The 15,089-nt window shown below is 66.0% G+C and carries 15 protein-coding genes; 9 read left to right on the forward strand and 6 right to left on the reverse strand.

Features of this window, described 5'->3' with window-relative positions; translation table 11 throughout:
• Positions 1-57: 57 nt before the first annotated feature.
• The 9 genes from lepB (J2805_RS11760) (at position 58) to J2805_RS11800 (ending at position 8,202) form a co-directional block, all read left to right on the forward strand.
• Complete coding sequence (gene lepB, locus J2805_RS11760; protein WP_309976277.1) at positions 58-735, forward strand: signal peptidase I; 678 nt, start codon at positions 58-60, stop codon at positions 733-735.
• Positions 736-1,701, forward strand: coding sequence for a signal peptidase I (gene lepB / locus J2805_RS11765; protein WP_309976279.1), 966 nt, complete (start codon positions 736-738; stop codon positions 1,699-1,701). It abuts the gene before it with no gap.
• Complete coding sequence (locus J2805_RS11770; protein WP_309976281.1) at positions 1,702-2,367, forward strand: ribonuclease HII; 666 nt, start codon at positions 1,702-1,704, stop codon at positions 2,365-2,367.
• Between the two features lie 72 nt (positions 2,368-2,439).
• A complete protein-coding gene (locus J2805_RS11775; protein ID WP_003806068.1) occupies positions 2,440-2,766 on the forward strand; it encodes a DUF2469 domain-containing protein in 327 nt (108 codons plus the stop codon).
• Between the two features lie 493 nt (positions 2,767-3,259).
• On the forward strand, positions 3,260-3,616 hold the full coding sequence (locus J2805_RS11780; protein WP_055795913.1) for a YraN family protein: 357 nt from the start codon (positions 3,260-3,262) through the stop codon (positions 3,614-3,616).
• Complete coding sequence (locus J2805_RS11785; RefSeq protein WP_309976284.1) at positions 3,617-5,161, forward strand: YifB family Mg chelatase-like AAA ATPase; 1,545 nt, start codon at positions 3,617-3,619, stop codon at positions 5,159-5,161. It begins immediately after the preceding gene.
• 10 nt (positions 5,162-5,171) lie between these two features.
• Positions 5,172-6,356 (forward strand): DNA-processing protein DprA, encoded by a 1,185-nt coding sequence (gene dprA, locus J2805_RS11790; protein WP_309976287.1) that lies wholly within the window; start codon positions 5,172-5,174, stop codon positions 6,354-6,356.
• Between the two features lie 114 nt (positions 6,357-6,470).
• Positions 6,471-7,397 (forward strand): tyrosine recombinase XerC, encoded by a 927-nt coding sequence (locus J2805_RS11795; RefSeq protein ID WP_309976288.1) that lies wholly within the window; start codon positions 6,471-6,473, stop codon positions 7,395-7,397.
• 301 nt (positions 7,398-7,698) lie between these two features.
• Positions 7,699-8,202: a DUF3145 domain-containing protein gene (locus J2805_RS11800; protein WP_309976290.1), complete on the forward strand. Its 504-nt coding sequence runs from the start codon at positions 7,699-7,701 to the stop codon at positions 8,200-8,202.
• A 95-nt stretch (positions 8,203-8,297) separates the two neighbouring features.
• On the opposite strand, the gene fabF is transcribed toward J2805_RS11800, so the two are convergent.
• The 6 genes from fabF to J2805_RS11830 all read right to left on the reverse strand — a co-directional run.
• The gene (gene fabF, locus J2805_RS11805; RefSeq protein ID WP_309976292.1) at positions 8,298-9,536 is read right to left on the reverse strand and encodes a beta-ketoacyl-ACP synthase II; all 1,239 of its coding nucleotides are present in this window, start codon (positions 9,534-9,536) and stop codon (positions 8,298-8,300) included.
• Positions 9,537-9,694: 158 nt separating this feature from the next.
• Positions 9,695-9,940, reverse strand: a complete 246-nt coding sequence (locus tag J2805_RS11810) for an acyl carrier protein (RefSeq protein WP_011692310.1) — start codon at positions 9,938-9,940, stop codon at positions 9,695-9,697.
• A 123-nt stretch (positions 9,941-10,063) separates the two neighbouring features.
• Positions 10,064-11,125 carry a beta-ketoacyl-ACP synthase III gene (locus tag J2805_RS11815; RefSeq protein ID WP_309976294.1) on the reverse strand — a complete coding sequence of 354 codons (1,062 nt, stop codon included), beginning with the start codon at positions 11,123-11,125 and terminating at the stop codon, positions 10,064-10,066.
• Positions 11,122-12,051: an ACP S-malonyltransferase gene (locus tag J2805_RS11820; RefSeq protein WP_309976296.1), complete on the reverse strand. Its 930-nt coding sequence runs from the start codon at positions 12,049-12,051 to the stop codon at positions 11,122-11,124. The genes J2805_RS11815 and J2805_RS11820 overlap by 4 nt, the downstream gene beginning before the upstream one ends.
• Positions 12,052-12,138: 87 nt before the next feature.
• The gene (locus J2805_RS11825; protein ID WP_309976297.1) at positions 12,139-13,383 is read right to left on the reverse strand and encodes a PucR family transcriptional regulator; all 1,245 of its coding nucleotides are present in this window, start codon (positions 13,381-13,383) and stop codon (positions 12,139-12,141) included.
• A 165-nt stretch (positions 13,384-13,548) separates the two neighbouring features.
• A partial coding sequence (locus J2805_RS11830; RefSeq protein ID WP_396134313.1) for a transketolase-like TK C-terminal-containing protein occupies positions 13,549-15,089 on the reverse strand: 1,541 nt, incomplete at its 5' end.

The following is a 15,089-nucleotide window of genomic DNA, read 5'->3' on the forward strand; positions in this document are numbered from 1 at the left end:
GAACCCGGATCCGGCCCGCGCCGGAGCCTTCCGCAACAGCGCCACAGGATACGGATCATGGACCAGTCAAAACGCCAGCCCAGGAAACTGGGTTGGCGTTTTGCGTTGCTGGCCCTCGCACTGGCCCTTCTCATCAGCGGACTTGTCCGTGCCCTCTGGCTCGATGTGTACTACATACCGTCCGCCTCCATGGAGCCGCTCTTCGGCGCCGGAGACAGGATCCTGGTATCCCGTACCGATTTCCAGTCCGGGCCGGTCCGCCGCGGTGACGTCGTCGTCTTCGACGGCCGCGGGACGTTCGCCCCGCTCAACAGCGGCAATGGTCCGGTGCAGGACGCCGCCGCGGCGGCCGGGCACTGGCTTGGCATTACAGGCAGTGATACAACCTACATAAAGCGGGTTATCGGGTTGCCCGGCGATCACGTTGTCTGCTGCGATGACCGGCAGCGGCTCACAGTGAACGGCCAGGCGCTTGAGGAACCATACCTCTATAGCGGGGATGTGGCGAGCAAACAGAAGTTCAGTGTGATCGTTCCGGCGGGACGGTTATGGTTGCTGGGAGACCACCGGTCGATGTCCGCCGATTCCCGAAGCCTGCTGGGCGCCCCGGGAGGCGGCATGGTGCCCCTTGACCGGGTGATTGGCCGGCCGGTCCAGATCATCTGGCCACTCGACAGATTTGCGGCCGTCCCCCGGCCTGCAGAAACCAGCACGACAACGAAGGACGGACAGTAGATGCCCGAGACCGATCCCCGGACTCCTGATCCGTTCAAGCGCGACCGCACAGACCGTGACTCCGCCGGACGCGACTCCGCCGGAGGCGACCACTCGCGAACTGCCACGGACGGGAATGTGGCGGTTCCGGCCGAAGCGCCGGTATCGCCGTCGGCGGGTGCGTCCGCCGGCGCGTCTGCCGAGCCGGCTGGATCGGAGCAGCCGGCTGTCCGGGCGGACAGCCGGGCAGCGGGTTCGAGGGGTGCCCATTCGAAGGCGGGCCCGTCAAAACCGGCCAAGGAAAGCAAAGCCCACAGCTCCCTGTACCTCTGGATCAAGGAAGTGGCCACGGTGGTGGCCATCGCAGTGGTGCTGTCCTTCCTGATCAAGACGTTCCTGTTCAGGGCGTTCTATATCCCGTCCGAATCCATGGTCAGCACGCTGGACGTGAACGACCGCATCTTCGTCAACCTGCTCGTGCCGGAGCCGTTTGCCCTCGAACGCGGCGACGTGGTGGTCTTCAAAGACACCAAGGGATGGCTGGTGCCGACCCCGGACAAGCCGGACGGCCCGTTCACGTGGGTCCAGGACGGACTGACGTTCGTGGGCCTGCTGCCGGACAACTCCGAGCAGCACCTGGTCAAGCGCGTGATAGGACTCCCGGGCGACCATGTCGTCTGCTGCGACGCCGGCGGCAAACTCACCATCAACGGCAAGGAAGTGGATGAGACCTACGTCAACCCCGCCGAGGTGCCCGATATCCGGAACTTCGACGTTGTTGTCCCCGACGGCAAAATCTGGGTGATGGGAGACAACCGGAACCACTCCGCGGACTCCCGAGCCCATCAGGACAGCAACGGCGGCTTCATCGATATGCCCGACATCGAGGGCAAGGCGGCCGTCATTGCCTGGCCCCTCAACAGGCTGACCGGGCTGGGCAACTATCCCGACGTGTTCCGGAACGTTCCCGCACCGACTGGAAAATAAATGTCCATTGCACCCACCCTCGACTACGAGCACCGCTTCCTGAGTTCCGGTGCAAGGCTCCTGGCCGGGATCGACGAGGTCGGCCGGGGAGCCATCGCGGGACCAGTGACCGTGGGCATCGCCGTCGTCGACCTCAGCCGCCCGGTTCTCCTCGACGACGTCCGCGACAGCAAGCTGCTGAAGGAAGCCGACCGTGAGCGGCTGGAACCCCTCGTACGCACCTGGAGCGTCGCATCGGCAGTAGGGCACGCCTCCGCCAACGAGATTGACACCATGGGCATCATCGCGGCGCTCCGGACCGCTGGGACAAGGGCCTGGCTCCAGATCCTGGCTGCCGGCATCACTCCGGACGTGGTGCTGCTCGACGGCAGCCACAACTGGCTGTCACCCGAGACGCAGCCCTCCCTCTTTGACGAAGCCCCCGTGGGGCCCGGCTGCGACGCTCCGGTCCACACCCTCGTCAAGGCGGACATGCAGTGCCTGAGCGTGGCCGCGGCCAGCATCCTCGCCAAAGTGGAGCGGGACCGGCTGATGCGGACGCTGCACACGGAGTTCCCGGCCTTCGCCTGGAACGAAAACAAAGGCTACGGCACAGCCACGCATAAGGAAGCCCTTAGGGCTGCGGGACCCACGCCATATCACCGCGTGAGCTGGCAGATTCTCTGACGGCCCCGCAATCTGGGGCGGGAGGAGGCCCGTGTGGCCCACGCGGTGCGCTGAATGGTGCAAGATGGAACCATGAGTGCCGAGGATCTTGAGAACTATGAAACCGACATGGAGCTGCAGCTCTACCGCGAATACCGTGACGTCGTCGGGCTGTTCAGCTACGTAGTCGAGACCGAACGGCGGTTCTACCTTGCCAACCACGTGGACCTGCAGGCGCGCAGTGCAGACGGCGAAGTCTATTTCGATCTCACCCTGCAGGACGCCTGGGTGTGGGACGTTTACAGGTCGGCCCGTTTCGTCAAGAGCGTCCGGGTGATTACGTTCAAGGACGTCAATGTGGAAGAGCTGCCCCGCAATGAGGAACTGGCTCTGCCCAAGGATGTAGACCTGGGCAACTGATCCGGGCAAGTGGTCAACGGGGCGGCGGTTGCACTACCTGTTTTTGGCGCAAGGGCTGGCATCCGTGCCGTCCTTGGCGCGAGACTACTGTATGGGATTGATTCGTAGTTCTGTTCCGACGGCTTACCGCGTTGCGGAGGGGTCTCGCGTCCTGCAGACACATCCTGACGGTGCTTGAGTCGAGCGCCGCAGGCCTCGTACTTGCACCGCCTACCCGGCTGACATCAGAGAAGATCTCGCCATGAAAATATTCTGCTGGTTCCTAGGGCACATCTGGAGCAGCCATGCCGGCTTCTACGATGAGCGGCCGCACCAGTCTGCGCACTGCATGAGATGCGGAACCCGCGCCTAGCGGTCCCGCATAGCGAATACTGCCGCAGGGCCTCCGCCCACTGCTCCTCCACAGCCCCTGTTTGCCAGGGGTTCCCCACATAGCGCCCTCGACCGGTATGCCTGGCTTCGCCGCTCCCGCAGGCTGGTGGCGGAGGTAAGAATGAGAGCCAAAGACTTGCTTGGCCGGCGCGGGGAAGAACTGGCTGCCGGATATCTGGAATCGCAGGGCATGCGGATCGTGGACCGCAACTGGCGCTGTCCCGAGGGCGAAATCGACATTGTGGCGCTTGACGGCGACTCGCTGGTTATCGCCGAAGTCAAGACGCGAAAGTCCCTGGCCTACGGGCATCCTTTTGAAGCCGTCGGCGTTGCCAAACTGGCCCGCCTTCACCGGCTGGCGTCCGCCTGGTGCCGGGACCACGAACTCCGCATGCCGTTCCGCCGCGTCGACGTAGTTTCCGTCCTTGACGACGGCGCCGGTCAGCCGCGCGTGGAGCACCTGAAAGGGGTGGGTTAGGTGGGCCTCGGCAGGACGTACTCCGTGGCCCTCGTTGGCCTCAACGGCTACATCGTGGAAGTCGAGGCGGACATCGGCCAGACCCTCCCGGCGTTCATCATCCTGGGCCTTCCGGATGCATCGCTGAACGAAGCCAAGGAACGCATCCGATCGGCGGCCCAGAACTCCGGCATCCCGCTGAGCCGGCGCAAGATCACCGCCAACCTCATCCCGGCATCGCTGCCCAAACGTGGCTCCGGCTTCGACCTGGCCATCACCATGGCCGTCCTGCGCGCCGCAAACGACATCAAATCCACTGAGCGGACCGTGTTCATCGCCGAACTGGGGCTCGACGGCAGGCTCCGGCCGGTCCGGGGCATCCTCCCGGCTGTCATGGCGGCTGTGCAGGCGGGATACCCGGACGTCGTGGTGGCCCAGGCGAATGAGGCGGAGGCAGGGCTTGTCCCGGGTGCAAAGGTCCGCGGCTACCGAACCCTTGCCCGCCTCGCGTGCGACTTCGGTGCAGATCCGCAGGAACTTGCCCTGGACTTTGAGCCGGACGACGAGGACTCCTGCGGCGACGGTCCGGCTATTGTAGGACCTGCCCCGGACATGTGCGATGTCGCCGGCCAGGCCGACGCCCGGAAAGCCCTGGAAGTTGCCGCTGCCGGTGCCCACCACTTGCTCCTGTCCGGCCCTCCGGGGGCCGGGAAGACCATGCTCGCCGAACGGCTCCCTGGCCTGCTGCCCGACCTGGCAGACGGCGAAGCGATGGAAGTCACTGCCATCCATTCCCTGTGCGCCCTGTCGTCAACTGCAGTGCAGCTGCTCCGCCGGCCGCCGTTCGAGAATCCCCACCACACGGCCACCGCAGCCGCCATCATCGGCGGCGGCTCGGGACTGCCACGGCCCGGCGCAGCGTCCCGGGCGCACCGGGGCGTGCTCTTCCTTGATGAAGCTCCGGAGTACGAGCGGCGTGTCCTCGATGCGCTCAGGCAACCCCTGGAGAGCGGTGAGCTGGTGATTCACAGGTCCGCCGGCACCGCCGCCTACCCGGCCCGGTTCCAACTCGTACTGGCCGCCAATCCCTGCCCCTGCGGGAAGGCGTCACGGAAGGGGCTCGACTGCACCTGCACGCCCATGATGAGGCGCCGGTACCTTGCGCGGATGTCCGGGCCGCTGCTGGACCGGGTGGACATCCAGTTGCAGGTGGAGAGAGTCTCGCTGGCTGACTTCGGCCAGACCGGGGCGGAAGAAGACACCGTTACGGTGGCTGCCAGGGTTCGTGCCGCCAGGGTCCGGCAGCTGGAGAGGCTGCGGCCGCTGGGCCTGGAGACCAACTCGCAGGTGCCGGGCCGTGTCCTTCGCGGGGCCCTGCGGCTGGCGCCGCCCACCACCCGGATCCTGGACCGCTCGCTGGAACGCGGAGTGCTCACCGCCCGCGGTTACGACCGCGTCCTTCGCCTGGCCTGGACGCTGGCGGACCTGGCCTGCCGTGATGCCCCGGATGACAACGACATCGGCCAGGCGCTGGGACTCCGGCAAGCCGCCTCGGCTGTGGCCTGAAAGGAACACGATGACTGGACAAGAACGCGTTGCCAGGGCCGCTCTGTCACGGCTGATGGAGCCGCAGGACGCCGTAGGCCTGGCACTGGTGAGCGCCGCCGGGGCCACCGACGCGCTGCGTATCGCCACCGGCCAGCTGGCGTCCGGGCCGCAGCTTGAGCGGGATGTCACGTCCTTGCTCGCGGACAACGGTACAGGTAGCTGGCCCGGGATGAGCGCCTCCCTCAAGCGCTGGGCACCGCGTATCCCTGACCTGGCTCCCGAACGCGATCTCGCCACTATGCAGCGCCTGGGCGGGCGCATGATCATCCCGTCCGACGCGCTGTGGCCCCCGCAACTTGCTGACCTGGACCTCCATGAACCCATCTGCCTTTGGTGGCGGGGAATAGAGCAACCGCTGCCGGCGGCCGCGACGTCCGTTGCCCTGGTGGGATCCCGCGACAGCACAAGCTACGGTGCCGCCGTCACCGGCGACCTCGCCTACTCGCTGGCACAGAGGGGATTCACCATCGTCTCCGGCGGGGCCTACGGGATTGACGCGCACGCCCACCGGTCTGCCCTGGCGGGCGCCGGTGACGCGATGCCCACCATCGCCGTCATGGCCGGGGGAGTGGACCGCTTCTATCCATCCGGCAATGAGGATCTGCTCAGGGCAGTAGCCAACCAGGGCGCGGTACTGGCAGAAGTCCCGCCCGGCTCCGCCCCCACGAGGTACCGGTTCCTGCAGCGGAACCGCCTCATCGCCGCACTGGCGTCGGTCACCGTCGTGGTGGAGGCCCGCTGGCGCTCCGGAGCCTTGAACACGGCCCACCACGCGGAATCCCTGGGCAGGGCCGTCGGTGCTGTCCCCGGGTCCGTGCACAGCGCCAATTCTGCCGGCTGCCACCGGCTGATTCGCGAAGGTGGAGCAATCTGTGTCACGGACGCCGGTGACATCGCCGAGCTTGCCTCGCCCAGCGGCGAATCGTTGGCAGAGCCGGCCCCCGAGCAGCGCGCCGACCATGACGGCCTCACCCTGGAGGACCTCATTCTGCTCGACGCTTTGCCGTTGCGGTCCACCAGCTCAGTCGAAAAGCTGACGTCCGTCGCGGGGCTGAGCGCCGATTCCGTCAGGGCGGGCCTGGGCAGGCTGGGGCTGCTGGGGCTTGCCGAATCCCAGCAGGGCGGATGGAAACGCTCCCGCAAGGCCGGCTGAGTCCCGGCAGCGGGGCCTCTGGCCCTACCGTGGCCTTTCCGCGGCCTTCCCAAACTAGGCGATGTTGGCTGCGTGGTTCCTTGATTGGCGGCTGAATAGTGGGAAAGTTGGAGCGTGGACACCCCTGATCTCCCGGCAGCCCTCGCTGGCGCCGCTGACGCCTTCGGCCGCTACCTCGAGGGCGAACGGGCAAGATCGGCCCATACGGTGCGCGCCTACCTGTCGGACGTTCACAGTTTCCTGTCGGCGGCAGCAGCTGACGGTGTCACTGACCTCGGTGGCATCGAACTTTCCACTCTGCGGCGGTGGCTCGGCGGGCAGAGCGAAGCGGGCATGTCCCGCTCCACTCTTGCCCGGCGGGCTGCCACTGCCCGGTCCTTCACCGCCTGGGCCGTTCGGGAGGAACTCCTTGAGGCCGATCCCGCCCTGCGGCTGAAGGCACCCAAGCGCGAAAAGTCGCTACCCGGCGTCCTGCATCAGCAACAGGTTGTGCGCGTACTGGACGGGCTGGAAACGGCGGCAACCGACGGTGCGCCGCTCGCCGTTCGGAACCGCGCCATGGTGGAGCTGCTCTACGCCACCGGGGTACGCGTGGGGGAGCTGGCAGGCATGGACGTGGACGATCTCGACCTGGACCGCCGCACCCTCCGGGTCATCGGCAAGGGGAACAAGGAACGGACGGTGCCTTACGGGCTGCCAGCTGCGGTTGCCGTTGACGACTGGTTACACCGGGGACGTCCGCTGCTGGCAGCGGACGCAAGCGGCCCTGCGCTGTTCCTCGGGGCGAGAGGCCGCAGGGTGGACCAGCGGCAGGTCCGTGCCGTGGTGAAAGACCTGCTGGACGCGCTGGGCGACACGGCTGCTACCGGTCCGCACGCGCTCCGGCACTCCGCCGCCACTCATTTGCTGGACGGCGGTGCGGATCTCCGGGCAGTGCAGGAAATCCTCGGCCACAGCAGCCTGGCAACCACGCAGATTTACACGCACGTCTCGGTGGACCGGCTGCGGCGAAGCTACCAGCAGGCACATCCGCGCGCCTGAGCCGTTGAACGCGGTTCGGGTTATTGCGCCGAGCGCAGCCGACTTCGGTCCGGGAAATATTGACCGCCCCCGGCGCGCCGAATTGCACTGGCGTAATTATGCGGGGTACGGCACAATAAGAGTCATGCCCGGCAACTCTCAAGTCTCACTTGAAGCTCGCCTTCCGGCGGGTTTACGCAGTACCGGGCACTAATTTCATAAGTTTGCAGGATCACCGGCAGCATGCGGGAATTCTGCGCGGCAGACACACATCCAGGCAGAGGTCGTTGGGGAAGACGTACCTACAGCTATGGAGGATGGAATGTCTGTTGCAATGACTCGCGGTGTCCTGTTCGTTCACTCGGCCCCGACCGCCCTGTGCCCCCACGTTGAGTGGGCCATCGGGTCGGTCGTGGACAAGCGCACGGACTTGGAGTGGACTGCTCAGCCTGCTGCGCCCGGAATGTTCCGTTCGGAACTGTCGTGGACCGGCAGCCCGGGGACCGGCGCCCAGTTGGCGTCTGCCCTGCGCGGTTGGGCACACCTGCGCTATGAAGTCACGGAGGAGCCCAGCCAGGGCGTAGACGGCGGCAGGTGGTCGCATACCCCGGAGCTGGGAATCTTCCATGCCGTCACCGATGTGCACGGAAACATCATGGTGTCCGAAGACCGGATCCGTTATGCCTATGAGTCCGGCGCGGGCGACCCCTCGGCCGTCTATCATGAGCTCTCCCTTGCCCTTGGCGAAGCCTGGGACGAAGAGCTGGAGCCTTTCAGGCACGCCGCAGAGGGTGCCCCTGTGCGCTGGCTGCACCAGGTCGGCTGACCGCCGCGGGCCGACCTGTCCGCCCTGCAATAACCTCCATAACGCAAGAGGCCCCCGCCGACGGCAGGGGCCTCTTGCTGCAACATCCGTGAATGCTAGATGCTGCGGACTGCAATGACGGCGTTGTGGCCGCCGAAGCCGAACGAGTTGCTCAGCGCCACGATGCTACCGGACGGCAGGTCGCGTGCGGTCTTGGTGACCACGTCGAGGGGGATTTCGGGGTCCTGGTTCTCCAGGTTGATGGTGACCGGAGCCTTGCGCTCGTAAACAGCGAGCACGGTCAGCACGGCTTCAACGGCCCCTGAGGCGCCCAGCAGGTGACCCATCTGGGACTTTGTAGCGGAGACCGCCACGTTGTCAACGTGGGTGCCCAGGGAAGCGCGCAGAGCCGTGTACTCGGGCTTGTCGCCCACAGGAGTGGAGGTTGCGTGCGCGTTGACGTGGACTACGTCCTCGGCCTGGATGCGGCCATCGAACATCGCAGCCTTCAACGCACGGGTGGCGCCCAGGCCTTCGGGGTCCGGAGCGGTGATGTGGTAAGCGTCAGCCGTCACCGATGTTCCGGCGAGCTCAGCGTAGATCCGTGCTCCGCGGGCAAGCGCGTGTTCCTCGGCCTCGATGACCAGGGCACCGGCGCCTTCGCCCATGACGAAACCGTCACGGCCGGTGTCGTAGGGGCGCGATGCACCTGCGGGATCGTCATTGCGGCGCGAGAGGGCCTGCATCGAGGCGAACGCGGCAATCGGCATGGGGTGAATCGCTGCTTCGGCGCCGCCGCAGACAACAACGTCAGCCTTGCCGGAGCGGATCAGGTCCAGGCCAAGGTGCAGGGCTTCGGTGCCCGAGGCACAGGCGGATACCGGCGTGTGGGCACCGGCACGGGCGCCCAGGTCCAGGCTCACCGCTGCGGCCACACCGTTGGGCATCAGCATGGGGACCGTCATGGGCAGGACACGTCGCGGGCCCTTTTCGCGCAGGGTGTCCCACGCGTCCAGCAGTGTCCAGACGCCTCCGATGCCGGTGGCGAAAGCCACCGCCAGGCGGTCGTGGTCGATTTCCGTAATGCCGGAGTCCGCCCAGGCTTCGCGTGCGGCGACGACGCCGAACTGCGTGGACGGGTCCATGCGCTTGGCTTCCACGCGGCTCAGGACGTCCAGTGCGGGGGTGGAGGCGCGGGCTGCGAAGTGAACGGGCAGTTCGTACTTGGCTACCCAGTCGTCCTCGAGCGTTTGCGCGCCGGAGACGCCCTTCAGCGCGTTCTTCCACATTGTGGGGACATCGCCGCCAATGGGTGTGGTGGCACCCAGACCGGTAATGACTACTTTGCGTGCCATGGGATCACTCTCTATCGGTGCGCATGCCGTGTCCGGGAAGTGCCTGGCCGGGGGCTGCGTGGGGAAACTTGAGGTCATTCAGGGGTGTCCGCTCCGGGGCGCTGGGTCAGCGCCCCGGAGCGGTTACCGGGTTCGGCCGTTGCCGGCAGGAGCCAGGACTAGGCCTGTGCGTTTGCGATGAAGCTGACTGCGTCACCGACGGTCTTGAGGTTCTTGACCTCTTCGTCCGGGATGCGCACGCCGAACTTTTCTTCAGCGTTGACCACGATGGTCATCATGGAGATGGAGTCGATGTCCAGGTCCTCGGTGAAGGACTTGTCCAGCTCGACGGCTTCGGTGGCGAGGCCGGTTTCTTCGTTGACGATTTCAGCCAGGCCGGCCAGGATCTCTTCGTTGCTAGCCATTGATGGCTCCTTTTCTTGTTGTTGCCGGCAGGTGCTGCCGGAAATGATTCAAGCCGAGATTACGGCTTGGTTCGCGAATCCGTGCTGTGCAGAACGTATTCAGTTGTGGGTAAAGGGGTGCGGCTACGGGAGCACGACTACCTGTGCGCCGAAGACCAGGCCAGCGCCAAAGCCGATTTGCAGGGCGAGTCCGCCGCTGAGTTCGGGGTTTTCCTGCAACAGGCGGTGCGTGGCCAGGGGGATCGAGGCGGCAGAGGTGTTTCCGGCCTCGGCGATGTCCCGGGCGACCTTGACGGTTTCGGGAAGCTTGAGCTTCTTGACCATCTCATCGATGATGCGCATGTTCGCCTGGTGCGGAATGAAGGCTACGAGGTCTTCAGCTGCGATGCCTGCGACGTCGAGTGCCTGCTGGGCAACCTTGGCCATTTCCCAGACAGCCCAGCGGAAGACGGTCTGGCCGTCCTGGCGAAGGGTGGGCCAGAGAGCGGCGTCGGTTGCTTCGGCTTCCCCGGCGCTCAGCGAGCCGGCTTTATTCGCCGCCAGGGCCAGTTCGCGGACATCCAGCAGCGAATGCGTCATGCCGATCGCGTCCCACTTACTGCCGTCCGAACCCCAGACCGATGGGCCGATGCCCGCGATCTCCGAAGGGCCGATGACGACGGCGCCGGCGCCGTCGCCGAGCAGGAAGGAAATGGTGCGCTCGGTGTTGTCGATGACGTCCGAAAGCTTCTCGGCACCGACCACCAGCACGTAATCCGCCGCGCCGGAGCGGACCAGCGCGTCACCCTGCGCAATCCCGTAGCAGTAGCCTGCACACGCAGCGGAAATGTCGAACGCGGGAGCCGGTGTGGCGCCGAGGCGGTCCGCCAGGCTGGCGGCCGCGGACGGCGTCGCGAAGGGATGCGTAACGGTGGAGACGATCACAGCGCCCAACTGGGAGGCTTCGATTCCGGCCTTCGCCAGGGCTTCGCGGGCAGCGCCCTCTGCCATGTCAATGACGCTGACGTCTGCCGGCGCGCGGTGCCGGGTCACAATGCCGGTGCGCTGTCGGATCCATTCGTCCGAAGAGTCGATCCACTGGCAGACGTCATCGTTCGTGACGATAACGTCGGGCCGGTAGGCGCCGAGTCCGAGGATGCGGGTGTGTTCCCGCAGCGGTGCCTGCTTGAGTGCGGGAGCGCTCATGCCTGTCCCTCCAGTTCTGCGAATAGTGCGAGGGCGGCAGAGAGGTCCTCGGGAGTCTTGACGGCCACCGTCTTGACTCCGGGCATGCCCCGCTTGGCGAGTCCCGCCAGAGTACCGGCCGGCGCAAGTTCAATAACGCCCGTAACGCCGCGCTGCACCAGCGTCTCCATGCACAGGTCCCAGCGGACCGGCCGGGAAACCTGGGCGATGAGGCTGTCGACTGCGGCACCGCCGTCGGCCACTTCCTTGCCGTCGAAGTTGGACAGCAGGGGCACCTGCGCGGCCTGCGGCTTAAGCGACGGCTTTAGCGCTTCCAACGCCGCAACGGCGGGGGACATGTGCGAGGTGTGGAAAGCCCCTGCCACCTTGAGCGGGATCACGCGGGCCTTGGCCGGGGGATTGTCCGCAAGGGCCTTGAGCTGCTCGAAAGTGCCGGCCGCTACGGTTTGGCCGGCACCGTTCACATTGGCCGGCGTTGCGCCGGAGGCCTCAATGGCTGCCAGGACCTCAGCCGGGTCCCCGCCCACCACGGCACTCATGCCCGTGGGCGTGACTGCGGCCGCGGCGGCCATGCTGTTGGCACGTTCCCGCACGAAGGTCATGGCCTCTGTCTCGGTCAGGACACCGGCAAGTGCCGACGCCGTGATCTCACCGACGGAATGTCCGGCGAGGACGACGGGAAGGGTGCTGAGTTCGACGTCGAACAGGGACTTGGCGGCGATCAGTCCTGCCGCAACGATCAGCGGCTGTGCCACCGCCGTATCCTTGATGGTTTCTTCATCCGACGTGGTGCCGTGTGCGGTGAGGTCGATGCCTGCTATTTCACTCAGGGAGGCCAAATGGCCTGCGACGGGAGGCAGTTCCAGCCAAGGGGCCAGAAAACCAGGGGTCTGGGAGCCCTGTCCAGGGCAGACGATTGCAAGCACGTATCCAGCTTTCCAAATTACCGCGTGATTCTCGGTGTATTCATGCACCAAGCTCACTGGGTCAGTTTGTAGGAAGTCTACAACGGTTCAGTTGCCGTTCCGGGACGGCTGGCGTTCGGTGGGCGCCTTGGGCGGCACGGAAAGTCGTCCCACCACGAGTGCCGCCTGGAGTACAAACGCCTCCCGGGGGAGCAGCGGATCCCAGCCTGTGACGTCACAAACCCGCTTCAACCGGTAGCGGACGGTGTTGGCATGCACGAAGAGTTCGCGTGCCGTGGCCTCCAGCGAGTGGCCCAGTTCGAGGTAGGTTCCCAACGTCTCCACCAGCCCATTGGATGCAGCGAGCAGGGGCCGGTAGATATTCTTGATGAGGGACCGGCGCGCGGCATCGTCCCCTGATATGACACGCTCCGGAAGCAGGTCGTCAGCGGCGACAGGCCGCGGCGCGGAAGGCCAGGCCCGTGCCGCCGTGAGTCCCGCGAAGGCCGACTGCGCTGAACTGCTCGCTTCCAGCAGCGAGCCCGCCTCGGGGCCGTAGACAACGGGTCCCGGGGCGAAGAGTTCACTGAGCTTCAGGTAGGCCGTCTCCCGGTCCTGGACGCCGCCAAGGATCAGGATGAGGCGGTCGCCCTGGATTCCCACGAGGGCATCCTCTGCGAATCGGCCGGCCGTCCGGCGCAGCTCGCTCACGTAGCTGGCGCTGGGTTCCGACGGCGAATTGCCCACCATCACGGTAAAGCGCTCCTGCGCTTTCCAGCCGAGGGCGGCGATGCGGGACCGCAAGGCGTCCGTGTTCTCGCCGCGCAGGATCGCATCCACGATCAGTGCTTCCAGCCGGGTGTCCCAGGAACCCCTCGACTCGGCGGCCCTGGCATAGACGTCGGCGGCCGCAAAGGCCACTTCGCGGGAATAGCGGAGCACCGCTTCGCGCAAGGCGGGCTGGTCCGCCTCCGGAGCGATCACCGGAACCTGGTCCTCCACGACCTCCACGACGATCCTGATGAGCTGGAGGGCCTTCTGCAGGCTGATGGAGCGAGTCAGTTCGGTGGGGGCGGTCCCGAAGACATCGGTGAGGATCCACGACGGCGAGCTGGGACGCTCGTACCAGGTCACAAAAGCGGCGATCCCGTTTTGGGCCACCATGCCGAGGGCGGACCGTTCATCGGAACTCAGCCGGCTGTACCACGGGAGTGATTTTTCCAGCTCGCGCATGGTGGTGGTGGACAATTGCCCCACACTGGCCCGCAGTTTCTTCAACGTTTGGGCTTTTTCCGGCGTCAGGGCGGACGATGCCGGCTTGCGCTTTGCGGGAGTGGGGTTTGGCTCTGCCATGCATCGAGCATACGGTGCGCGCAGGCCAACCTCCATTTGTGCAAAGGCTACAACTCGATTTGTGCTGCGTCACAGGACCGCCAGGTTCGCGGAACGCTGGGCCGGAACGACGACGGCGGCCCCCACCGTTGGTGAGGGCCGCCGTCGTGATTTACTGCGTCCGGGTCAGGATTCGCCGCCGGCGTTCCCGGTGGATCCAGCGTTCACATTGTGAAGCCTGTACTTCTCAATCGCCTGGGCCGGAGCCTGGGCATCGACTTCGCTGCGGCGGGCGAGCATCTCCAGCGAACGGACCACGATGGAGTGGGTGTCGTTCTTGAAGAAGCGCCGTGCCGCGGCGCGGGTGTCGGAGAAGCCGAAGCCGTCCGCACCGAGCGAGGCGAACTCGTTCGGGAGGAACTGGCGGATCTGGTCCGGGACAGCCTTCATGTAGTCCGAAACCGCCACGATGGGGCCGGTTGCCCCTTCGAGCTGTGCCGTGACGAACGGTACCCGCGCCGGCTGGCCCGGGTTGAGGAACGCGTCCTCTTCCGCTGCCATGGCGTCGCGGCGCAGTTCGTTCCAGGACGTGACGGACCAGACGTCCGCGGAGACGCCCCAGTCCTCGGCCAGGATCCGCTGGGCTTCCAGCGCCCACGGCACCGAAACACCCGAGGCCAGGATCTGCGTGCGGGGGCCGTCAATCTTGGCCGGTGCCAGCAGGTAGATGCCCTTGAGCACGCCTTCAACGTCCAGCTCTTCCGGCTCAGCCGGCTGGGTGATGGGTTCGTTGTAGACAGTGATGTAGTACATCAGGTTCCGGTCCGTCGACTCCGGTCCGTACATGCGCTCGATGCCGTCGCGCATGATGTGGCCCATTTCGTAGCCGTAGGCGGGGTCGTAGGTGACCACTGCCGGGTTTGTGGCGGCGAGGATGGGGGAGTGCCCGTCGGCGTGCTGGAGTCCTTCGCCGGTGAGGGTGGTCCGTCCGGCGGTGGCGCCGATGATGAAGCCGCGGGTCATCTGGTCCGCTGCTGCCCAGAAGGCGTCCCCGGTGCGCTGGAAGCCGAACATGGAGTAGAACACGTAGACCGGGATCAGCGGTACGCCGTGGGTGGCGTACGCGGTGCCGGCGGCGGTGAAGGCTGCGACGGCGCCGGCTTCGTTGATGCCGGGGTGGATCAGCTGGCCCTGGGCGGATTCCTTGTAGGCCAGGACCAGGTCCCGGTCCACGGACAGGTAGTTCTGTCCCTTGGGGTTGTAGATCTTGGCGGTGGGGAAGAACGCGTCCATGCCGAACGTGCGGGCCTCATCGGGAATGATCGGCGCGATGTGCTTGCCGAACTCCTTGTCCCGCATGAGGTCCTTGAGCAGCCGGACGAACGCCATGGTGGTGGCGGCCTGCTGCTTGCCCGAACCGCGCTTGGCAACCTCATAGGACTTCGCGTCCGGAAGCGTGATCGCTGCATGCTTGCTGCGGCGTTCCGGAACCGAGCCGCCCAGTGCGGCGCGGCGCTCCATCATGTACGCAATTTCCGGTGCGTCGATTCCCGGGTGGAAGTACGGCGGCTGGTATGGGTCACCCTCGAGCTGCTCATCCGTGATCGGGATGCGCAGGTGGTCCCTGAACGACTTGAGGTCGTCGAGGGTGAGTTTTTTCATCTGGTGGGTGGCGTTGCGGCCTTCGAAGTGCGGTCCGAGTCCGTAGCCCTTGACCGTTTTGGCCA

It is taken from the genome of Arthrobacter oryzae, from assembly GCF_031454875.1.
Lineage (GTDB): Bacteria > Actinomycetota > Actinomycetes > Actinomycetales > Micrococcaceae > Arthrobacter > Arthrobacter oryzae_D.

Excerpts from the sequence above, each read along its gene's own strand:
- lepB (WP_309976277.1), top strand. The coding sequence starts at position 58 with ATGGACCAGTCAAAACGCCAGCCCAGGAAACTGGGTTGGCGTTTTGCG.
- lepB (WP_309976279.1), top strand. The coding sequence starts at position 736 with ATGCCCGAGACCGATCCCCGGACTCCTGATCCGTTCAAGCGCGACCGC.
- J2805_RS11770 (WP_309976281.1), top strand. The coding sequence starts at position 1,702 with ATGTCCATTGCACCCACCCTCGACTACGAGCACCGCTTCCTGAGTTCC.
- J2805_RS11775 (WP_003806068.1), top strand. The coding sequence starts at position 2,440 with ATGAGTGCCGAGGATCTTGAGAACTATGAAACCGACATGGAGCTGCAG.
- J2805_RS11780 (WP_055795913.1), top strand. The coding sequence starts at position 3,260 with ATGAGAGCCAAAGACTTGCTTGGCCGGCGCGGGGAAGAACTGGCTGCC.
- dprA (WP_309976287.1), top strand. The coding sequence starts at position 5,172 with ATGACTGGACAAGAACGCGTTGCCAGGGCCGCTCTGTCACGGCTGATG.
- J2805_RS11800 (WP_309976290.1), top strand. The coding sequence starts at position 7,699 with ATGTCTGTTGCAATGACTCGCGGTGTCCTGTTCGTTCACTCGGCCCCG.
- fabF (WP_309976292.1), bottom strand. The coding sequence starts at position 9,536 with ATGGCACGCAAAGTAGTCATTACCGGTCTGGGTGCCACCACACCCATT.
- J2805_RS11810 (WP_011692310.1), bottom strand. The coding sequence starts at position 9,940 with ATGGCTAGCAACGAAGAGATCCTGGCCGGCCTGGCTGAAATCGTCAAC.
- J2805_RS11815 (WP_309976294.1), bottom strand. The coding sequence starts at position 11,125 with ATGAGCGCTCCCGCACTCAAGCAGGCACCGCTGCGGGAACACACCCGC.
- J2805_RS11825 (WP_309976297.1), bottom strand. The coding sequence starts at position 13,383 with ATGGCAGAGCCAAACCCCACTCCCGCAAAGCGCAAGCCGGCATCGTCC.